Here is a 15,507-nt window from a genome sequence, read left to right as displayed (position 1 = left end):
CGCATTATATGGCCGCGATTGACCCCGAACAAGGTAAAGCGCCTTTATGCAAGTCCCGGCTTGACAAGGCCGAGCCAATGCCGTTCCCGCACTAAAAGCGCTTCAGGCGCGCGGTTTGCGACCGATCTGATCGATCGGGATCATCGCCCTTCCCTGCTCGTCCAGCGCCTGCCGCTGGGTGGGCGCAAGCTTCCAGGCGTGGCCGTAGACGATTTCGAAGGTCAGCGGAATCAGCCCATCGGGATTGCGTTGCGCGTCGAATGCGTCGAATAGTCGCTGGCGCCAGCGGGGCGTGTGCAGGCCGGCGCCCGCGAGACTGTGGCCGGCTTCGTCCGTCAAGCCGGCCATGCCGCCCAGCAAATGCACATCGGCCAGCAACGCCTGCGGCGTTTCGTAGGTGATCGTGATCTGCTCCATGTCCATGACGGGTGTAGACCAGCGGCTGTGCACCAGCATGTCGCCAATGTCGTGCATATCGACAAAGCGCAGCGTATGGACGCCCGCGTCGATGCCGGCCAGGGCGCTGCGCAGCTCGCGCAGGGTATCCGGACCGAACAGGCTGAACATCAGCAGGCCGCCTTCCGTGGTGATGCGGTGCCACTCTGGAAAGATCGCGTGCGGCGCCGGGTCCCAGTGCAGCGCCAGGTTCGACCACAGCAGGTCGAACGACGCGCCAGCAAAGGGCAAAGCGCGAAAGTCCGCCTGGGCAAAGTCAAAGACCGGCCGCTTCTTCAGCAGCCTGCCGAGCCATCCGGCGTCAGTGCGCTGCGGGTCGAGTTTCTGCGCTTGCGCCAGCATGGCGGACGACCAGTCCACCCCGCAGATCTGCGCATCCGGATATTGCGCACGCAGCACCGCCAAGCCTTGTCCCAGACCGCAACCCAAATCCAGCGCGCGGACAGGCGTGGCCTTGATGTAGGACAGCCGGTCCTGCATGCGACTGCCCACTTCGCGCAGCAAAAAGTCCACGTCGGCGAAACGCGCGGCGCGGCGATCGAAGGCGCGCCGCAAGGCGGCAGGGCGAGCAAGGACGGGATCAGACATCGACAAGGCGGGACGGAACACTGCGGTCGCCAAGTATACCGGCCCGCAGTTTGAGGCGCCGTCTGATAGCGCAGAAGCCGCAAATCGGCTTGGATAGCGGCTTTTTGCATGCATAAACACGCGTTATCGGCATGGTTTCGGGCAGGACTGCGCCATTTGTTGCCATGCGCCTGCGCGCTTTGCGGCGCGGTTCAGGGCGACCTGGTGTGCAACGGCTGCACGGGCGACCTGGCCTCGCATCTGCACAGGCGGCGCTGCATCCAATGCGCCATTGCACTGGATGCCCGGCACGCCGCCCGGCATTGCCGCACATGTTTGGCCGGCGCGCCCGACTTTGACGCGACCGTCGTCATCGCCGACTACGCCTGGCCGCTCGACCACCTTGTCACTGGATTGAAATTTCGGGCGCAATTGCCATTGGCAGATTGGCTGGCAGCCCAATTGGGCAACGCACTCGCGGCGGCGCCGGGCGACCTGCCGGACATGCTGCTGCCAGTGCCGCTTTCGCCGGCCCGCCTGCGCTCGCGCGGCTACAACCAGGCATGGGAGGTTGCCCGCCGGATCGCCCGCCGATTGGACATTCCGGCCCACGCCGGCGCCCTGCAGCGTGTGCGCGACAACGTCGCGCAGGCCACGCTGGATCGCGCCGAGCGGCTGGCCAACCTCCACGGCGCATTTGTCGTTGCCGAGCCGGCGCGCATCGCGGGGCGTCACATCGGAGTCGTTGACGATGTGATGACCACCGGCACGACCCTTGGCGAGATCGCCACGCAGCTCAAACGCGCCGGCGCGACCCGCGTCACCAACGTTGTCGCCTTGCGCACGCCTTGATCACGTGCTTGTGCGACATTGTGTCGCGCTGTTTGTGCCAAGCTGTGGCGGGGTGACAACCCTTCCCAATGTGGATAAGCTCGCCGCCGAAATTCCTCCTGCCGCCCGGTCATGTTCAACGTCATCCTTGTCGAACCCGAAATCCCGCCCAACACCGGCAATGTGATCCGCCTGTGCGCCAACACGGGCGCGCAACTGCATCTGATCGAACCGTTGGGTTTTCCGCTCGAAGATGCCCGCATGCGCCGCGCCGGCCTCGATTACCACGAGTACGCGACGATGCGCGTGCATGCCGATTGGGACGCCTTCCTGCGCGATGCGCAGCCCGATCCCACGCGCATGTTTGCGCTCACCACGCGCGGCTCGACGCCGTTTGCCAGCGTGGCGTTCCAGCCGGGCGACTGGTTTGTCTTCGGGTCGGAAACGCGCGGGTTGTCGGAGGAGCGGCGCGAGTGGTTTCCCGCTTCTCAGCGGATTCGCCTGCCGATGCGGCCGGACAACCGCAGCCTGAATCTATCGAACACCGTGGCAGTGGTGGTGTTCGAAGCGTGGCGGCAGAACGGGTTCGCGGGCGGCGCCTGAGCCTGACGCGCCCCTTGATTGCGGCGTGACTAGCGTGCCGATTCGGATTTGGCGTCGCGCTGCAGCAGACGCTCGACCGCCTTCGCAGCAGGAAGCCCTTCGAACAGGACTTCGCAGACGGTAAAGGTGATCGGCATGTCCACGCCCTTGGCGCGCGCGAGCGCCGCAACGGCACGCGCACAACGCACGCCTTCGGCGACGTGACCGAGGCTGTGCAGGATGTCGTCGAGCGTGCGGCCCTGCGCAAGCTGCATCCCGACCGTGCGGTTGCGTGACAGATCGCCGGTGGCGGTCAGCAGCAGATCGCCCACGCCAGTCAGCCCCATGAATGTTTCCAGCCGACCACCGAGCGCCAACCCCAGGCGCGTCATCTCGGCCAGCCCGCGCGTGACCAGTGCGGCGCGCGCGTTCAGCCCGAGGCCCAGGCCGTCGGCGGCGCCTGTCGCAATGGCGAGCACGTTCTTAACGGCACCGCCCACTTCCACGCCGACGAGGTCATCGCTTGCATACACGCGCATCGCGTGATGGTGAAAACCGCGCTGCGTGAGCTTGCACAGCGCATCGCTGGTCGAGGCGACCGTCATGGCGCACGGCAAACCCTGCGCGACTTCCTTGGCGAAACTCGGCCCCGACAGCACCCCGACAGCGAGGTCGGTACGGCCAGACACCTTCAGCACATCGGCGACGATGGCGTGCGGCAGTGCGCTGGTTTCGGGGTCGAACCCCTTGCACAGCCAGATCACGTTGCGCACGCCGCCGTGCGCGGCAATCGTGCGGGTCAGGTCAGCCAGCCCGGCGACAGGTGAAGCGATGACGGCGAGCGCGTCGTCGCCCGCCGCATGGTCGAGCGCGGCTTGCAGATCAGCAGAAAAATGCAACGACGCCCGCAGCGTCATGCCCGGCAAATACGGCGCGTTGATGTGTGTGGCGGCCATCTGCGCGACGAGGTTCGCGTCACGCCCCCACAGCATGACGTCGTGCGATTGCGCGGCGTGGCTGGCCAGGGCAGTGCCCCAGGCACCGGCACCCAAAACGGAAATTCGCATGCGCGTGTTCAACATCGGTCAGGCAAAGGTCGAGCAACAGGTCGGGCAAAAAAAGCCCGCGCAAGCGTGCGGCTGGCGCGGGCCTCTGGCGCAGTGCGCCTCGTACTTAGTGGGTGGCCTTCGAGCCGTCCGGCATCACCAGACCAGTGCCACCGGCTTGGCCTTGCTGCTCCATGGCAGCGGCCAGGCGTTGTTCGTACAGCGCCTGGAAGTTGATCTCGGCCAGGTGGATCGGCTGGAAGCCGGCGCGGCCGATGGTGTCGGCAATGTTCGAGCGCAGGTACGGGTACACGATGGTCGGGCAGGCGATACCCAGCAGCGGGTCCATCTGTTCGGCCGGCACGTTGCGGATATCGAAGATGCCAGCTTGCTTGGCTTCCACCAGGAACGCCACCTTCTCTTGCACCTTGGTCGTCACGGTACCGATGACGGTCACTTCGAACACGCCTTCAGCCAGTTGCGAAGCGGCGACGTCGACCTGCACTTCCACGGACGGCTGTTCCTGCTCGAGGAAGATGTGCGGCGAGTTCGGTTGCTCCAGCGACAGGTCCTTCAGATAGACGCGCTGGATGTTGAAGAACGGCTGGCCATCCTGGCCCGGTTGCTGCTGTTGCTGGTCGCTCATGACTCGCCTTCAAATAGGATGTGGACAGTGCTTGGCGGAAGCGTCCGCCGCGCAAGACGCGTATGGTACATGACCAGATGGTGCCCGCTATGAGAGCCGGCCTGAAAGTACAACGCCCGGTCTAAGCCGGGCATTTCTGTGTGGTGCGCAGTCCGCCGAATCAAGCAGCCAGCAACGGAACCAAGCCACCTTCGCGGTCCAGCGCAGACAGATCGTCGAAGCCGCCGATGTGGCGCTCGTCGATGTAGATCTGCGGAACCGTGCGGCGGTTCGTGCGCGTCATCATCTCTTCGCGCTTTCCGGGTTCGCGGTCGATCAGGATCTTCTCGATCTGCTCAACACCGCGCTGCTTCAGGAGTCGTTCCGCTGCCACGCAATAGGGGCAGACGGTGGTGCTGTACATGACCACGTGCGCCATAACTTCAACCTCGTTTCTTTATTTCACAACCGGAAGGCCAGCTTGTTGCCAGGCGGCCAATCCGCCCTCCAGCGAATACACCTCACTGTAACCGGCCTGCTTCAGGACTGCTTGGGCCCGCCCAGCGCGCTGGCCGGTCTGGCACACGAGGATGATGGGGGTCTCTTTGTTCTTTGCAAGCCCGGCAGCCTTGCCTGCAAGCTCCCCAAGCGGCGCGTGCTTGGCTTGCGGCAGATGGCCGGCGGCGTATTCAGCGTTTTCACGCACATCCACCACCACAGCATTGCGGCGATTGATGAGCTGGGTGGCCGCCGAAGCACCTACCTTGGCGCCACCGCCGCCCGCAATGCGGCGCTGGATGGGCGCCCAGAGCAGCAGCAGACCCGAAACGATGGCGACGGCAAGCAGTGCGAGGTTGTTGTAATCGGCGAAGAACTTCACGGTATCGGTTTCCTGGGATGGGTCGAGCAAGTCTACTGGGCGAATATCAGCCGAACGATTCGGGGGCCCAATGCCCGCGGCATTATAAAATAGTCGGTTTCAGCGGCTGCACGATGACGTACGACACGTCGCCACAGCCCCGCGCAGGTTTTCTCACTTCTCATCATGGCAGTCATGCATAAGCTCGTCCTCATCCGCCACGGCGAATCGACGTGGAATCTGGAGAACCGTTTCACCGGCTGGGTCGACGTCGACCTGACCGACACGGGCGTCGCCCAGGCCCGCCAAGGCGGCAAGCTGCTGCGCGAAGCCGGCTTCACGTTCGATCTGGCCTACACCTCGGTGCTCAAGCGCGCGATCCGCACGCTCTGGCACGTGCAGGACGAAATGGACCTGATGTGGATCCCGACCCGCAACGAATGGCGTCTGAACGAGCGTCACTACGGGGCGCTGTCGGGCCTGAACAAGGCAGAAACCGCCGCGCAATATGGCGACGAGCAAGTTCTCGTCTGGCGCCGCAGCTACGACACGCCGCCGCCCGCGCTGGAGCCCGGCGCCGACAACGACGCCTTCGGCAACCCGCGTTACGCGGGACTCACGCGCGAGCAGGTGCCCCTGACCGAATGCCTGAAGGACACCGTCGCACGCGTCATGCCGCTGTGGGAAGAATCGATTGCACCGGCCATCAAGAGCGGCAAGCGCGTGGTGATCGCCGCGCACGGCAACAGCATTCGCGCGCTGGTGAAGTACCTGGACGGCATCTCCGACGCGGACATCGTCGGCCTGAACATTCCCAACGGCACGCCGCTTGTGTATGAGCTGGACGCCAACCTCAAGCCGATCCGCCATTACTACCTGGGCGACCAGGAAGCGATTGCCGCGTCGCTCGCGGCGGTGGCCAGCCAAGGCAAGTCGAAATAAACCGTAACGGGCGCTGCGGCACTCCAACGCCTTTATACTGTCGAAGCCTGTAGCCCGGGATGTGCGCGAGCCGTCCCGGGCCATGTTTATCTACTGTTCCCACGTCCACGCTCGACACATGCGAACTTCGCTCAAGAACATCAGCTTGATCGCCATCGGCCTCGTCACCGGGGTCCTGGCGACGCTCCAGCTCTCCGCCACCGCGCAAAACGCGACGGTCGGCCCGCTCCCGCTGGAAAAGCTCAGGCTCATGGCGGACATCTTTGGCCAAATCAAGCGTGAATATGTCGAGCCGGTGGACGACGACAAGCTGCTGACCGAAGCCATCAAGGGCATGGTCGCCAGCCTCGACCCGCATTCGGCTTACCTGGATAAGAAGGACTTCCAGGAGCTGCAGGAAGGGACCCAAGGCCGCTTCGCCGGTCTGGGCATCGAGATCTCGCAGGAAGAAGGTCTGGTTAAGGTCATCAACCCGATCGAAGACACCCCCGCCTTCCGCGCCGGCGTGCAGCCGGGCGACCTGATCACCCGCATCGACGACAAGCCCGTGCGCGGCATGCCGCTGGAGCAAGCCGTCAAGCGCATGCGCGGTGCCCCGGGCACGAAGGTCACGCTGACCATCTACCGCAAGAAGGAAGAGCGCACGTTCCCGCTGACCATCACTCGCGCCGAGATCCAGGTGCAGTCGGTCAAGGCAAAGATGCTGGACAACGGCATTGCCTGGGTGCGCATTACCAGCTTCCAGGAACGCACTGTGCCGGACCTGGCCAAGAAGCTCAATGACCTGGCGAAACAGGACCCCCACCTCAAGGGCCTGATCCTGGACCTGCGCAACAACGGCGGTGGCGTGCTGCAGGCAGCAGTTGGGGTGTCGGCTGCATTCCTGCCGCCGGACGCGACGGTGGTGTCGACCAACGGCCAGGTGCCAGATGCCAAGCGCACGTACAAGGCGACCTTCGCAAACTACCGCTTGAGCAACTTGGATTCCGACCCTCTGGTGGGCCTGGATCCCGAGTTCAAGACCGTGCCGATCATCGTGCTGACCAACGCCTACACGGCTTCGGCCTCAGAAATCGTGGCCGGCGCGCTGCAGGATCATCACCGTGCCAAGACGATGGGCAAGACGACCTTCGGCAAGGGCTCGGTGCAGACGGTGCGTCCGCTGTCGAACGACACCGGCATCAAGCTGACCATCGCCTACTACTACACGCCGTCGGGCAAGTCGATTCAGGCCAAGGGCATCCGCCCGGATATTCCGGTTGACCAGAACCCGGACGGCGACCCGGACGACGCGCTGATCACGCGCGAAATCGACACCGAACGCCACCTGCACAACAAGCAGGAATCGGAAGAAGCCGAGATGACCGAGCGCGAAAAGCGCCGCGTTGAAGAGCTGCGTCGCCTGGAAGAAGAAAACGCCAAGAAGACGCCCGAGCAGCGCGAGAAGGAGCGCAACAAGAAGCCGATCGAGTTCGGTTCGGCCGAAGATTTCATGCTCCAGCAAGCCCTTGCCGACCTGAAGGGTCAGCCGGTCAAGCGCTCGAAGTCGGTGCTGGAAGCCGCGGCTGCCGCGGTGCCGGACAAGGCGGTGAAATCGCCGGCGGCCAAGGATTCTAGCGCCCCGGCCAAGCTGCCCAAGGGCAAGGCCACACCGGCTTCCGAGCCGCCTGCACCGAAGCCCAATGTTCCGGCCAGCGGCGTGCAGCCTGCGCCGGAGCCCACCGGCGCACGATAAGACACCTGCCGGCAAACACTGGCAAACTTACGAGGCCGTGCACTGCACGGCCTTTTTCATTGCACCACCATGAACGACGATCAACTGCTGCGCTACTCGCGCCATATCCTGCTCGACGAAATCGGCATCGAGGGGCAGACGCGCCTGCTTGAAAGCCATGCGCTTGTCATCGGCGCGGGCGGGCTGGGCGCTGCGGCCCTGCCGTATCTGGCGGCGGCGGGCATAGGCACGCTCACCATCGTCGACGACGACACGGTGGACCTGACCAACCTGCAGCGCCAGATCATCCACACAACGGAATCGGTCGGGCAGCCGAAGGTGGCATCCGCGCAGGCGGCCATCGCCCGGCTGAATCCCGACGTGCGCGTGCATGCCGTGCAGCGCCGGCTCGATACGGATGCCATCGGCGCACGCCTTGATGGCGTGAGCGTGGTACTGGACTGCTCCGATAACTTCGGCACTCGCCAGGCCACCAACCTTGCCTGCGTGCGGGCTGGCGTGCCGCTGGTGTCGGGCGCAGCCATCCGTTTCGACGGACAGATCAGCGTGTTCGACAGCCGCGCCGGCGGCCCCTGCTACGCCTGCCTGTTCCCACCCGACGAGCCCGCGCCCGACGTGGCGTGCGCAACGATGGGCGTGTTCTCGCCGCTGGTGGGCATGGTGGGTACGGTGCAGGCCGCCGAGGCACTCAAGCTGATCGCCGGCATCGGCAGTTCGCTTGCCGGCCGCCTTCTGATGCTCGACGGTTTAACGATGGAATGGACGACGATGCGCATCGCTCGACAGCCGTCCTGTCCGGTCTGCGGGGGCATGCACTGACGCGCCGGTACACGCACGACAAAAAAGGAGGCCGAGGCCTCCTTCTTTTTTGCGGCTGACGAGCCTTATTCGCCCTCAGGCTCCATCTGCGATTGCAGGTAGTTCTGAATGCCGACCTTGTCGATCAGCTCAAGCTGCGTTTCCAACCAGTCGATGTGCTCTTCGGTGTCGTCCAGGATGTCGACCAGAATTTCGCGGCTGACGTAATCCTTGACCGATTCGCAGTAGGCAATGCCCTCGACCACGGTGCCGTGTGCTGCGCGCTCAAGCTTCAAGTCGCATTCGATGATCTCTTTCGTGTCCTGGCCGATGAAGATCTTGCCCAGGTCCTGCAGGTTGGGCAGGCCGTCGAGCATCAGGATGCGCTCGATCAGGCGATCGGCATGCTTCATCTCGCCGATCGACTCCTTGTATTCGTGGTCCCCGATGCGCTTGAGCCCCCAGTGGCCGTACATGCGCGCGTGGAGGAAATACTGGTTGATGGCGGTCAGCTCGTTCTTGAGCTGGGCGTTCAGATATTGGATGACCTTCTTATCGCCTTTCATTCTTGGGGCTCCAGCAAAGTGCAACTGCGGTGATGGACGCACGCACGCGTCCGTTCAAGGCGAGCCCCGTGCCTGACCAGAAAGCAACAAATGCCACCGAGGCTCAGCGCCTGGGCGGCAATTCGCGGCGACAGGAAAAGACGGGAGATCAGGCAGCCAATGCACCAGCCACGATGGCCTGATCATTGGCGACGGGCTCGTCGCGACGTTCGATTATGGCATGCGTGCTGGCACGGCCCAAGGTCTGGTCGACGGGGATGCAGCTCACCGCCTCGGCGAGCACCTGCTTGGCGCAGTCCCGGCATTGTCCGCAGCACGTTCCCACGCCGAGCGTTTCGGCGAGTTCGTCCATCGTCGACACGCCCAGACGGGCGGCGCCATGGATTTCGCGGTCGGTCACTTGGTTGCAAATACAGACGTACACGGGATTCCTCCGCAGCGCTCAGAACGCGCTGTGAAACCAGAATAACAGAGAATGGAAATGAGAACAATTCTTGTTCTGCACCATTTCGAGCGGAGGGTCATGCAGGTGCATGTGGGCCGTCTTTTCAGAGAAAGACGTGCAATTTCAGTCACTTAGAGCGAGGTCATGCCCGTGGAAGGCGATGTGCCGGTGCGACACTCGGTGCAGCCGGCGCTTTTGAGATGCGCGCATCAAGCCCGCGCCAGCGCGCCGAGCGCCTCTTCGATTTCGGCCGGCTCGCAGGCGTGCAGCAGGCGGTCGGCCTCGCGCATCAAGCGCGGGCGGTCCGAGCGCAGGATCTGCTGCTTGACACTCAGCAACTGCGACGGATGCATCGAGAATTCGGTGAGGCCCATGCCGAGCAGCAGGCGCGTCATGGAAGCGTCGCCCGCCATCTCGCCGCACACGGAAACGGGCTTGCCCGCCTGATGCGCTTCGCGGATGGTGCGCGCGATCAATTGCAGCACCGCTGGATGCAGCGGGTCGTACAGATGCGCGACGGCGTTGTCGGCGCGATCGATGGCGAGCGTGTACTGGATCAGGTCGTTCGTGCCGATCGAGAGAAAATCCATGCGGCGCAGGAACACTGGCAGGATCAGCACGGCGGCCGGTATCTCGATCATGGCACCGACCTTGATGCCCGGATCATAGGCCAGGCCGTCGGCGTCGAGCGAAGCCTTGGCGCGCGCCAGCAATTCCAGGGTCTGGTCGATTTCGCGGGCGTGCGCCAACATCGGCACGAGAATCTTGATCGGCCCAAATGCCGACGCCCGCAGCAGCGCGCGCAACTGCGTCAGGAACATCGCCGGCTCTGACAGCGACCAGCGGATCGCCCGCAAACCCAGCGCCGGATTGGGCGCGGTCTCGAACACGTCGTCGCGGATGTCCAGCGGCTTGTCGGCACCGATGTCGATGGTGCGGATGGTGACGGGCAGGCCCATCATCGATTCAACGGCGGTACGGTACGCGCGGAACTGTTCTTCCTCGTCAGGTAGCGCGCCACGACGGTTCATGAAGAGGAATTCGGAGCGGAACAGGCCCACGCCCACGGCGCCGGCTTTGACAGCGGCAGCCGCATCTTCGGGCATTTCGATGTTCGCCTGCAGTTCGATTTGCGTACCGTCGAGTGTAACGGTAGGCGTATGACGCAGACGTTCGAGACGCTTCTTCTGCAGCTCGCCTTCGCTGCGGCGGTGGCGGTATTCCTCAAGGATGGACGTGCTCGGATCGACAATGACGATGCCGTTGTCGCCGTCAATGACGACGATGTCATCCTGCCGAATCAGCGTACTCGCGTTATGCACACCTACCGCCGCCGGAATGTCGAGGCTACGCGCCACGATGGCGGTGTGCGAGGTGCGGCCGCCCAGGTCGGTCACGAAGCCGGCGAAGGTCTGGCCGCGGAACTGCAGCATGTCGGCCGGCGCAATATCGTGTGCGACGACGATCATGCCGGCATCCGGATCGCAGCCAACGGCCACCGGTGCCGGCGCCAAGGCCGGCGCGCCGGCCAGTACCTTCAGAATGCGTTCAACCACCTGCTCGATGTCGGCCTTGCGCTCGCGCAGGTATTCGTCTTCGATTTCACCGAACTGGCGGATAAGCTCTTCAAGCTGCGTTGTGAGCGCCCACTCTGCGTTGTAGCGCCGCTGGCGAATCAGCGTCTCGGGTACCTGCGAGAGCAACGCGTCATCCAAAATCATCGCGTGCACATCGAGGAAGGCACCCATCTCTTCGGGCACATCGCTCGGGAGGTCGCGCTTGAGTGCGGCCAGTTCGGAGCGTACGGTGGCGCGGGCACTGCGCAAGCGCTCGACCTCAGCGTCAAGCTTGTCTTCGTCGACCAGGTAGTGCGACACATCGAGCGCCGCGCGCGCCAGCATGTGGGCGCGGCCGATGGAGATGCCGCGCGAGACCGGAATACCGTGAAGGGTAAAAGGCATAGACGCTGGCCGGAGCGGGCGTTGAAGTGGAGTGCGGCGGGCGCTTTATTCGCCTTCGCCAAAGCGATCGTTGATGAGCGCGACGAGACCATCCATGGCGTCGTGCTCGTCCGGGCCGTCGATCTCCAGCGTGACGGTGGAGCCAATGCCCGCAGCCAGCATCATCACGCCCATGATGCTCTTGGCGTCGACCTGACGACCGTTGCGCGACATCTTGATCTGGCTATCGAACTTGCTGGCGAGCTGCGTGAGTTTGGCCGAGGCGCGCGCATGCAGCCCGAGCTTATTGATGATGGTGATATCCCTCTGCAGCATATTTGTCCGGATGGTTGGCAACCTGGTTCTGAACGGCTGTCGAGCCGACCTGCAGTACGCCTTGCGCGCCGCCGGCCAGGGCCTTGGCGGCAAGTTGTTCGAGTTTTTCGGAGCGATAGCAGATGGCGCGCACGAGCATCGGCAGGTTCACGCCGGCCAGCACGCGCACGCGGCCCGGATCAGCCAGGCGCGAGGCGATATTGGCGGGCGTGGCCCCGAAGATGTCGGTCAGCACCAGCGCGCCGTTGGCTTCAATGAGTTCGGCGAGCTTGTCGCGCGCCTGGGCCAGCACGGCAGCCGGCTCGGCATCGGGCAGGACATCGATTGCGCCCAGCCCTTCAGGCTGTCCGCAATAGACGTGTGCAGCGCAATCGCGCAGTGCGCTGGCCAGCGGCGCATGAGCGATGATCAGAATCCCTGCCATGATTGAAAAGCGAATCGGTGTAACGCCGATTGTATCAGGGCCATTTGGCGCAATTGTGCAGCCGTGTTCCAGACTTCCCCCTTGTGGAGGACCCTCGGCGGAGGGGCCATGCCGCCCAATCAGGCGGGCTTGCGGCCCAATCCGCTGCTCTTGCCTGCGGCGCGCTCCAGCGCGTCGATGAACATTCCGGCCACATTGAAGCCCGTCTGCTGCGTGATTTCCTGGAAACACGTCGGGCTGGTGACGTTCACCTCGGTGAGGTAATCCCCAATGACGTCGAGGCCGACGAGCAGCAGACCGCGTTGCCACAGCACGGGCGCAAGTGCGTGTGCGATCACCTGATCGCGCTCAGACAGCGGCTGGGCCCTGCCCGTACCGCCAGCCGCCAGATTGCCACGTACCTCGCCCGCCATCGGCACCCGCGCCAGCGAATGCGGCACCGGCGACCCGCCGATCAGGAGAATGCGTTTGTCGCCCTCACGGATCGCCGGAATGTACTGCTGAGCCATGATCGTGCGCGCGCCGTTGTCGGTAAGCGATTCGATCACCGCCCCGAGGTTCAGGCCATCCGGTCCCACGCGGAAGATGCCCGCACCGCCCATGCCGTCGAGCGGCTTGAAGATGACGTCGCCCTGCTCGGCGTGGAATTCGCGCAGACGCTTGGCATCGCGGGACACGATGGTCGGCACGGTGAACTCGCGGAACTGCGCGATGGCGAGCTTCTCCGAATGGTCACGAATCGCCTGCGGCTTGTTGAACACGCGCGCGCCCTGCCGCTCGGCAATCTCCAGCAGCCACGTGCTGGTGACGTATTCCATGTCGAATGGGGGGTCCTTGCGCATCAGCACGGCGTCAAAGCCGGTGAGCGGGAGCAGGCGAGCATCGCCGGCGCGATACCAGTCGTCCTCATCGCCGGTCAGTGCGATAGGCGTGGCAACGGTTTCGACCACGTTGTTCGCCAACGTGAGCTGCGACTGCAGGCACGTGTAGATGGCATAGCCGCGCGCCGCCGCCTCGCGCATCATCGCGAAGGTGGAATCCTTGTAGGTCTTGAACGTCGACAGCGGATCGACGATGAACAGGATGCGCATGGCGGTTCCTTCTGCAGCGGGGATACGGCCGATCAGATCAGCGGGTTCGGGTCGGTCTTCTCAAGCTCGAGCGATGCAGCCAACAGCGCCAAGCGCGCCACGACGCCGTACATATAGAAGCGGTTCGGCTCACCGGCGCCCGGCTTGGCATGGCTGTCCGGCAGCGAATTCGACGCAAACGGCAGCGGCACGAAATGCATGCCCGGCGCATTGAGATTCTCGTCAACGCCGCGGCCCGTGTGAACCCGGTAGAAACCGCCCACCACATAGCGGTCGATCATGTAGACGACGGGCTCGGCCACGGCTTCGTTGATCTTCTCGAAGGTGTGCACGCCTTCCTGCACGATCACTTCGGAGACCTCCAGGCCCTCCTTGACCACGCTCATCTTGTTGCGCTCCTTCCGGTTGAGGCCCTTGACCTCGGAAGGATCGCGCACGGTCATCACACCCATGCCATAGGTGCCGGCGTCGGCCTTGACCACCACGTAGGGGGTCTCGGTCACGCCGTATTCCTTGTACTTCTTGGCGGTTTTCTTCAGCACCGTCTCGACCGCGTGGGCGAGTTCCTCCTCGCCGGCGCGCTCATGGAAGTCCAGTCCGCTGCATTTGGTGAAGTACGGGTTGACCATCCACGGGTCGATGTCGATCAGCTTGGCGAACTTCTTGGCCACTTCATCGTAGGCGGCAAAGTGGTTGGTCTTGCGGCGCTGCGACCAGCCGGCATGGAGTGGCGGCAGCAGATATTGCTCGTTGATGTTCTCGAGGATGGGCGGCACGCCGGCTGACAGATCGTTGTTCAGCAGGATCGAGCACGGATCGAAGTCTTCCATGCCCAAGCGACGGCCCTTGGTACCGATGCGCTTAATCGGTTCGACCACTAGGCGCTGTCCATCGGGCAGATCGATCGAGGTCGGCTCGGTGATGTCTTCGGAGAGCGAGCCGAGACGCACATTCAGCCCCGCTTGGCGCATGATCTGCGACAGGCGCGCCACGTTCTGCAGATAGAACATGTTGCGCGTGTGGCGCTCGGGGATCAGCAGGAGGTTCTTGGCGTCGGGGCAGATTTTTTCGATGGCGGCCATGGCGGCTTGCACAGCCAGCGGCAGCATCTCGGGCGCGAGGTTGTTGAAGCCGCCCGGGAACAGGTTCGTGTCGACCGGCGCCAGCTTGAAGCCGGCGTTGCGCAAATCGACGGAACAGTAGAACGGCGGCGTGTGTTCCTGCCATTCCAGGCGGAACCAGCGTTCGATGGCGGGCGTGGCGTCAAGAATCTTCTGCTCGAGCTCAAGCAGCGGCCCGTTCAGCGCGGTGATCAAGTGCGGAACCATACCCTTCCTATTGATGTTATTTATCGCCCACTCCAATTGTAGAGGAACAGACAATAGCTTGCAGACGACAGCGGGCTATCGATATGCGGTCAGGAAAGAGGATTCGCAAGAGGCGCTGTGCGGCAGTGCAGCAGGCCACACAAAAAAACCGGACAAAAAAAAAGCGCGGGGCTGCCGCGCTTGGGGAATAGCCTGACAGATACGGGGAGCGTTCTGCAGGTGGAGGAAACCACGTCTGCAATGTAAGCGCCCGCATAACGAGAGGCAATTGAAGCTTTTTTACATCGGACTTAAGGACGTCCGGCTCAGGTGGCGACACAAAAAACCCGGCGCGCGGCCGGGTCTTTTGCGGGATGACGCAGACGATCAGTCTTCGTAGGCAGTTTCGCCGTGGGACGTGATGTCCAGGCCCTCGCGCTCCTCTTCTTCCGGCACGCGCAGGCCAACAATGGCATCGACGATCTTGTACGAAATGAACGCCACCACTGCAGACCAGATGACCGTGGTCGCCACGCCCTGGAACTGGATCCACAGCTGGCCGCCGATCGAGTAATCGTCGGCTACCTTGTTGGCGACATAGTCGTAGATGCCGGTGCCGCCCAGGCTCGGCGCCGCGAAGACGCCGGTCAGCAGCGCGCCGAGGATACCGCCCACGCCGTGCACACCGAACACGTCCAGCGTGTCGTCCATGCCCAGCATGCGCTTGAGGCCATTCACGCCCCACAGGCACAGCAGGCCGGCGATGATGCCGAGCGCGATCGAACCCATCGGGCCGACAAAGCCGGCGGCCGGGGTGATGGCCACCAGGCCAGCCACGGCACCCGATGCGGCACCCAGCATCGAAGGCTTGCTCTTGCCGAACCACTCGCCGAAGCTCCACGACAGCACGGCAGCGGCGGTCGCCAGCAGCGTGTTGACGAAGGCCAGCGCGGCGCT

18 protein-coding genes are annotated in these 15,507 nt (G+C 63.8%); 5 read left to right on the top strand and 13 right to left on the bottom strand.

Translation table 11 applies throughout. The features are described from left to right. Nucleotides 1–102: 102 nt before the first annotated feature. Nucleotides 103–1,044 (bottom strand): methyltransferase domain-containing protein, encoded by a 942-nt coding sequence (locus BEK68_RS16775; RefSeq protein ID WP_009239206.1) that lies wholly within the window; start codon nucleotides 1,042–1,044, stop codon nucleotides 103–105. 108 nt (nucleotides 1,045–1,152) lie between these two features. Between BEK68_RS16775 and BEK68_RS16770 the strand changes: the two genes are divergently transcribed. Further along, nucleotides 1,153–1,875, top strand: a complete 723-nt coding sequence (locus BEK68_RS16770) for a ComF family protein (protein WP_009239207.1) — start codon at nucleotides 1,153–1,155, stop codon at nucleotides 1,873–1,875. 111 nt (nucleotides 1,876–1,986) lie between these two features. Then, on the top strand, nucleotides 1,987–2,457 hold the full coding sequence (gene trmL / locus BEK68_RS16765; RefSeq protein WP_009239208.1) for a tRNA (uridine(34)/cytosine(34)/5-carboxymethylaminomethyluridine(34)-2'-O)-methyltransferase TrmL: 471 nt from the start codon (nucleotides 1,987–1,989) through the stop codon (nucleotides 2,455–2,457). 29 nt (nucleotides 2,458–2,486) lie between these two features. On the opposite strand, the gene BEK68_RS16760 is transcribed toward trmL, so the two are convergent. The 4 genes from BEK68_RS16760 to BEK68_RS16745 form a co-directional block, all read right to left on the bottom strand. Next, a complete protein-coding gene (locus BEK68_RS16760; protein WP_009277179.1) occupies nucleotides 2,487–3,503 on the bottom strand; it encodes an NAD(P)H-dependent glycerol-3-phosphate dehydrogenase in 1,017 nt (338 codons plus the stop codon). Between the two features lie 106 nt (nucleotides 3,504–3,609). Further along, nucleotides 3,610–4,128 (bottom strand): protein-export chaperone SecB, encoded by a 519-nt coding sequence (secB, locus tag BEK68_RS16755; protein ID WP_009239210.1) that lies wholly within the window; start codon nucleotides 4,126–4,128, stop codon nucleotides 3,610–3,612. A 160-nt stretch (nucleotides 4,129–4,288) separates the two neighbouring features. Further along, complete coding sequence (gene grxC, locus BEK68_RS16750) at nucleotides 4,289–4,546, bottom strand: glutaredoxin 3 (RefSeq protein ID WP_004633497.1); 258 nt, start codon at nucleotides 4,544–4,546, stop codon at nucleotides 4,289–4,291. A gap of 18 nt (nucleotides 4,547–4,564) precedes the next feature. Next, nucleotides 4,565–4,987 (bottom strand): rhodanese-like domain-containing protein, encoded by a 423-nt coding sequence (locus tag BEK68_RS16745; RefSeq protein WP_004633499.1) that lies wholly within the window; start codon nucleotides 4,985–4,987, stop codon nucleotides 4,565–4,567. A 174-nt stretch (nucleotides 4,988–5,161) separates the two neighbouring features. On the opposite strand from BEK68_RS16745, the gene gpmA reads away from it, so the two are divergent. The 3 genes from gpmA (at nucleotide 5,162) to BEK68_RS16730 (ending at nucleotide 8,462) form a co-directional block, all read left to right on the top strand. Further along, nucleotides 5,162–5,908, top strand: a complete 747-nt coding sequence (gpmA, locus tag BEK68_RS16740; protein ID WP_024542061.1) for a 2,3-diphosphoglycerate-dependent phosphoglycerate mutase — start codon at nucleotides 5,162–5,164, stop codon at nucleotides 5,906–5,908. 118 nt (nucleotides 5,909–6,026) lie between these two features. Beyond that, entirely contained in the window at nucleotides 6,027–7,643 is a 1,617-nt protein-coding gene (locus BEK68_RS16735) for a S41 family peptidase (RefSeq protein WP_004633503.1), read from the top strand. Nucleotides 7,644–7,712: 69 nt separating this feature from the next. Further along, nucleotides 7,713–8,462, top strand: a complete 750-nt coding sequence (locus tag BEK68_RS16730) for a HesA/MoeB/ThiF family protein (protein WP_009239212.1) — start codon at nucleotides 7,713–7,715, stop codon at nucleotides 8,460–8,462. Nucleotides 8,463–8,527: 65 nt separating this feature from the next. Here BEK68_RS16730 and bfr read toward each other — a convergent pair whose 3' ends face one another. The 8 genes from bfr to BEK68_RS16690 form a co-directional block, all read right to left on the bottom strand. After that, nucleotides 8,528–9,007, bottom strand: a complete 480-nt coding sequence (gene bfr / locus BEK68_RS16725) for a bacterioferritin (RefSeq protein WP_004637092.1) — start codon at nucleotides 9,005–9,007, stop codon at nucleotides 8,528–8,530. A 148-nt stretch (nucleotides 9,008–9,155) separates the two neighbouring features. Beyond that, the gene (locus BEK68_RS16720; protein ID WP_004637090.1) at nucleotides 9,156–9,431 is read right to left on the bottom strand and encodes a (2Fe-2S)-binding protein; all 276 of its coding nucleotides are present in this window, start codon (nucleotides 9,429–9,431) and stop codon (nucleotides 9,156–9,158) included. A 230-nt stretch (nucleotides 9,432–9,661) separates the two neighbouring features. Continuing rightward, nucleotides 9,662–11,413: a phosphoenolpyruvate--protein phosphotransferase gene (ptsP, locus tag BEK68_RS16715; protein WP_004637088.1), complete on the bottom strand. Its 1,752-nt coding sequence runs from the start codon at nucleotides 11,411–11,413 to the stop codon at nucleotides 9,662–9,664. 45 nt (nucleotides 11,414–11,458) lie between these two features. Continuing rightward, complete coding sequence (locus tag BEK68_RS16710; RefSeq protein WP_004637085.1) at nucleotides 11,459–11,728, bottom strand: HPr family phosphocarrier protein; 270 nt, start codon at nucleotides 11,726–11,728, stop codon at nucleotides 11,459–11,461. After that, nucleotides 11,697–12,152, bottom strand: a complete 456-nt coding sequence (locus BEK68_RS16705; protein ID WP_004637083.1) for a PTS sugar transporter subunit IIA — start codon at nucleotides 12,150–12,152, stop codon at nucleotides 11,697–11,699. Before BEK68_RS16705 ends, BEK68_RS16710 begins: the two co-directional genes overlap by 32 nt. 119 nt (nucleotides 12,153–12,271) lie before the next feature. Further along, nucleotides 12,272–13,243 carry a glutathione synthase gene (gshB, locus tag BEK68_RS16700; protein ID WP_004637075.1) on the bottom strand — a complete coding sequence of 324 codons (972 nt, stop codon included), beginning with the start codon at nucleotides 13,241–13,243 and terminating at the stop codon, nucleotides 12,272–12,274. Nucleotides 13,244–13,275: 32 nt separating this feature from the next. Further along, nucleotides 13,276–14,571 (bottom strand): glutamate--cysteine ligase, encoded by a 1,296-nt coding sequence (gene gshA / locus BEK68_RS16695; protein ID WP_009239213.1) that lies wholly within the window; start codon nucleotides 14,569–14,571, stop codon nucleotides 13,276–13,278. A gap of 366 nt (nucleotides 14,572–14,937) precedes the next feature. Further along, nucleotides 14,938–15,507, bottom strand: a 570-nt coding sequence (locus BEK68_RS16690) for an ammonium transporter (protein ID WP_432761104.1), incomplete at its 5' end; no start/stop codon positions are given.

Source organism: Ralstonia pickettii (genome assembly GCF_001699815.1).
Lineage (GTDB): Bacteria > Pseudomonadota > Gammaproteobacteria > Burkholderiales > Burkholderiaceae > Ralstonia > Ralstonia thomasii.
Note: the sequence above shows the minus strand (reverse complement) of the source record. Positions and strands in the feature narration are given on the sequence as shown.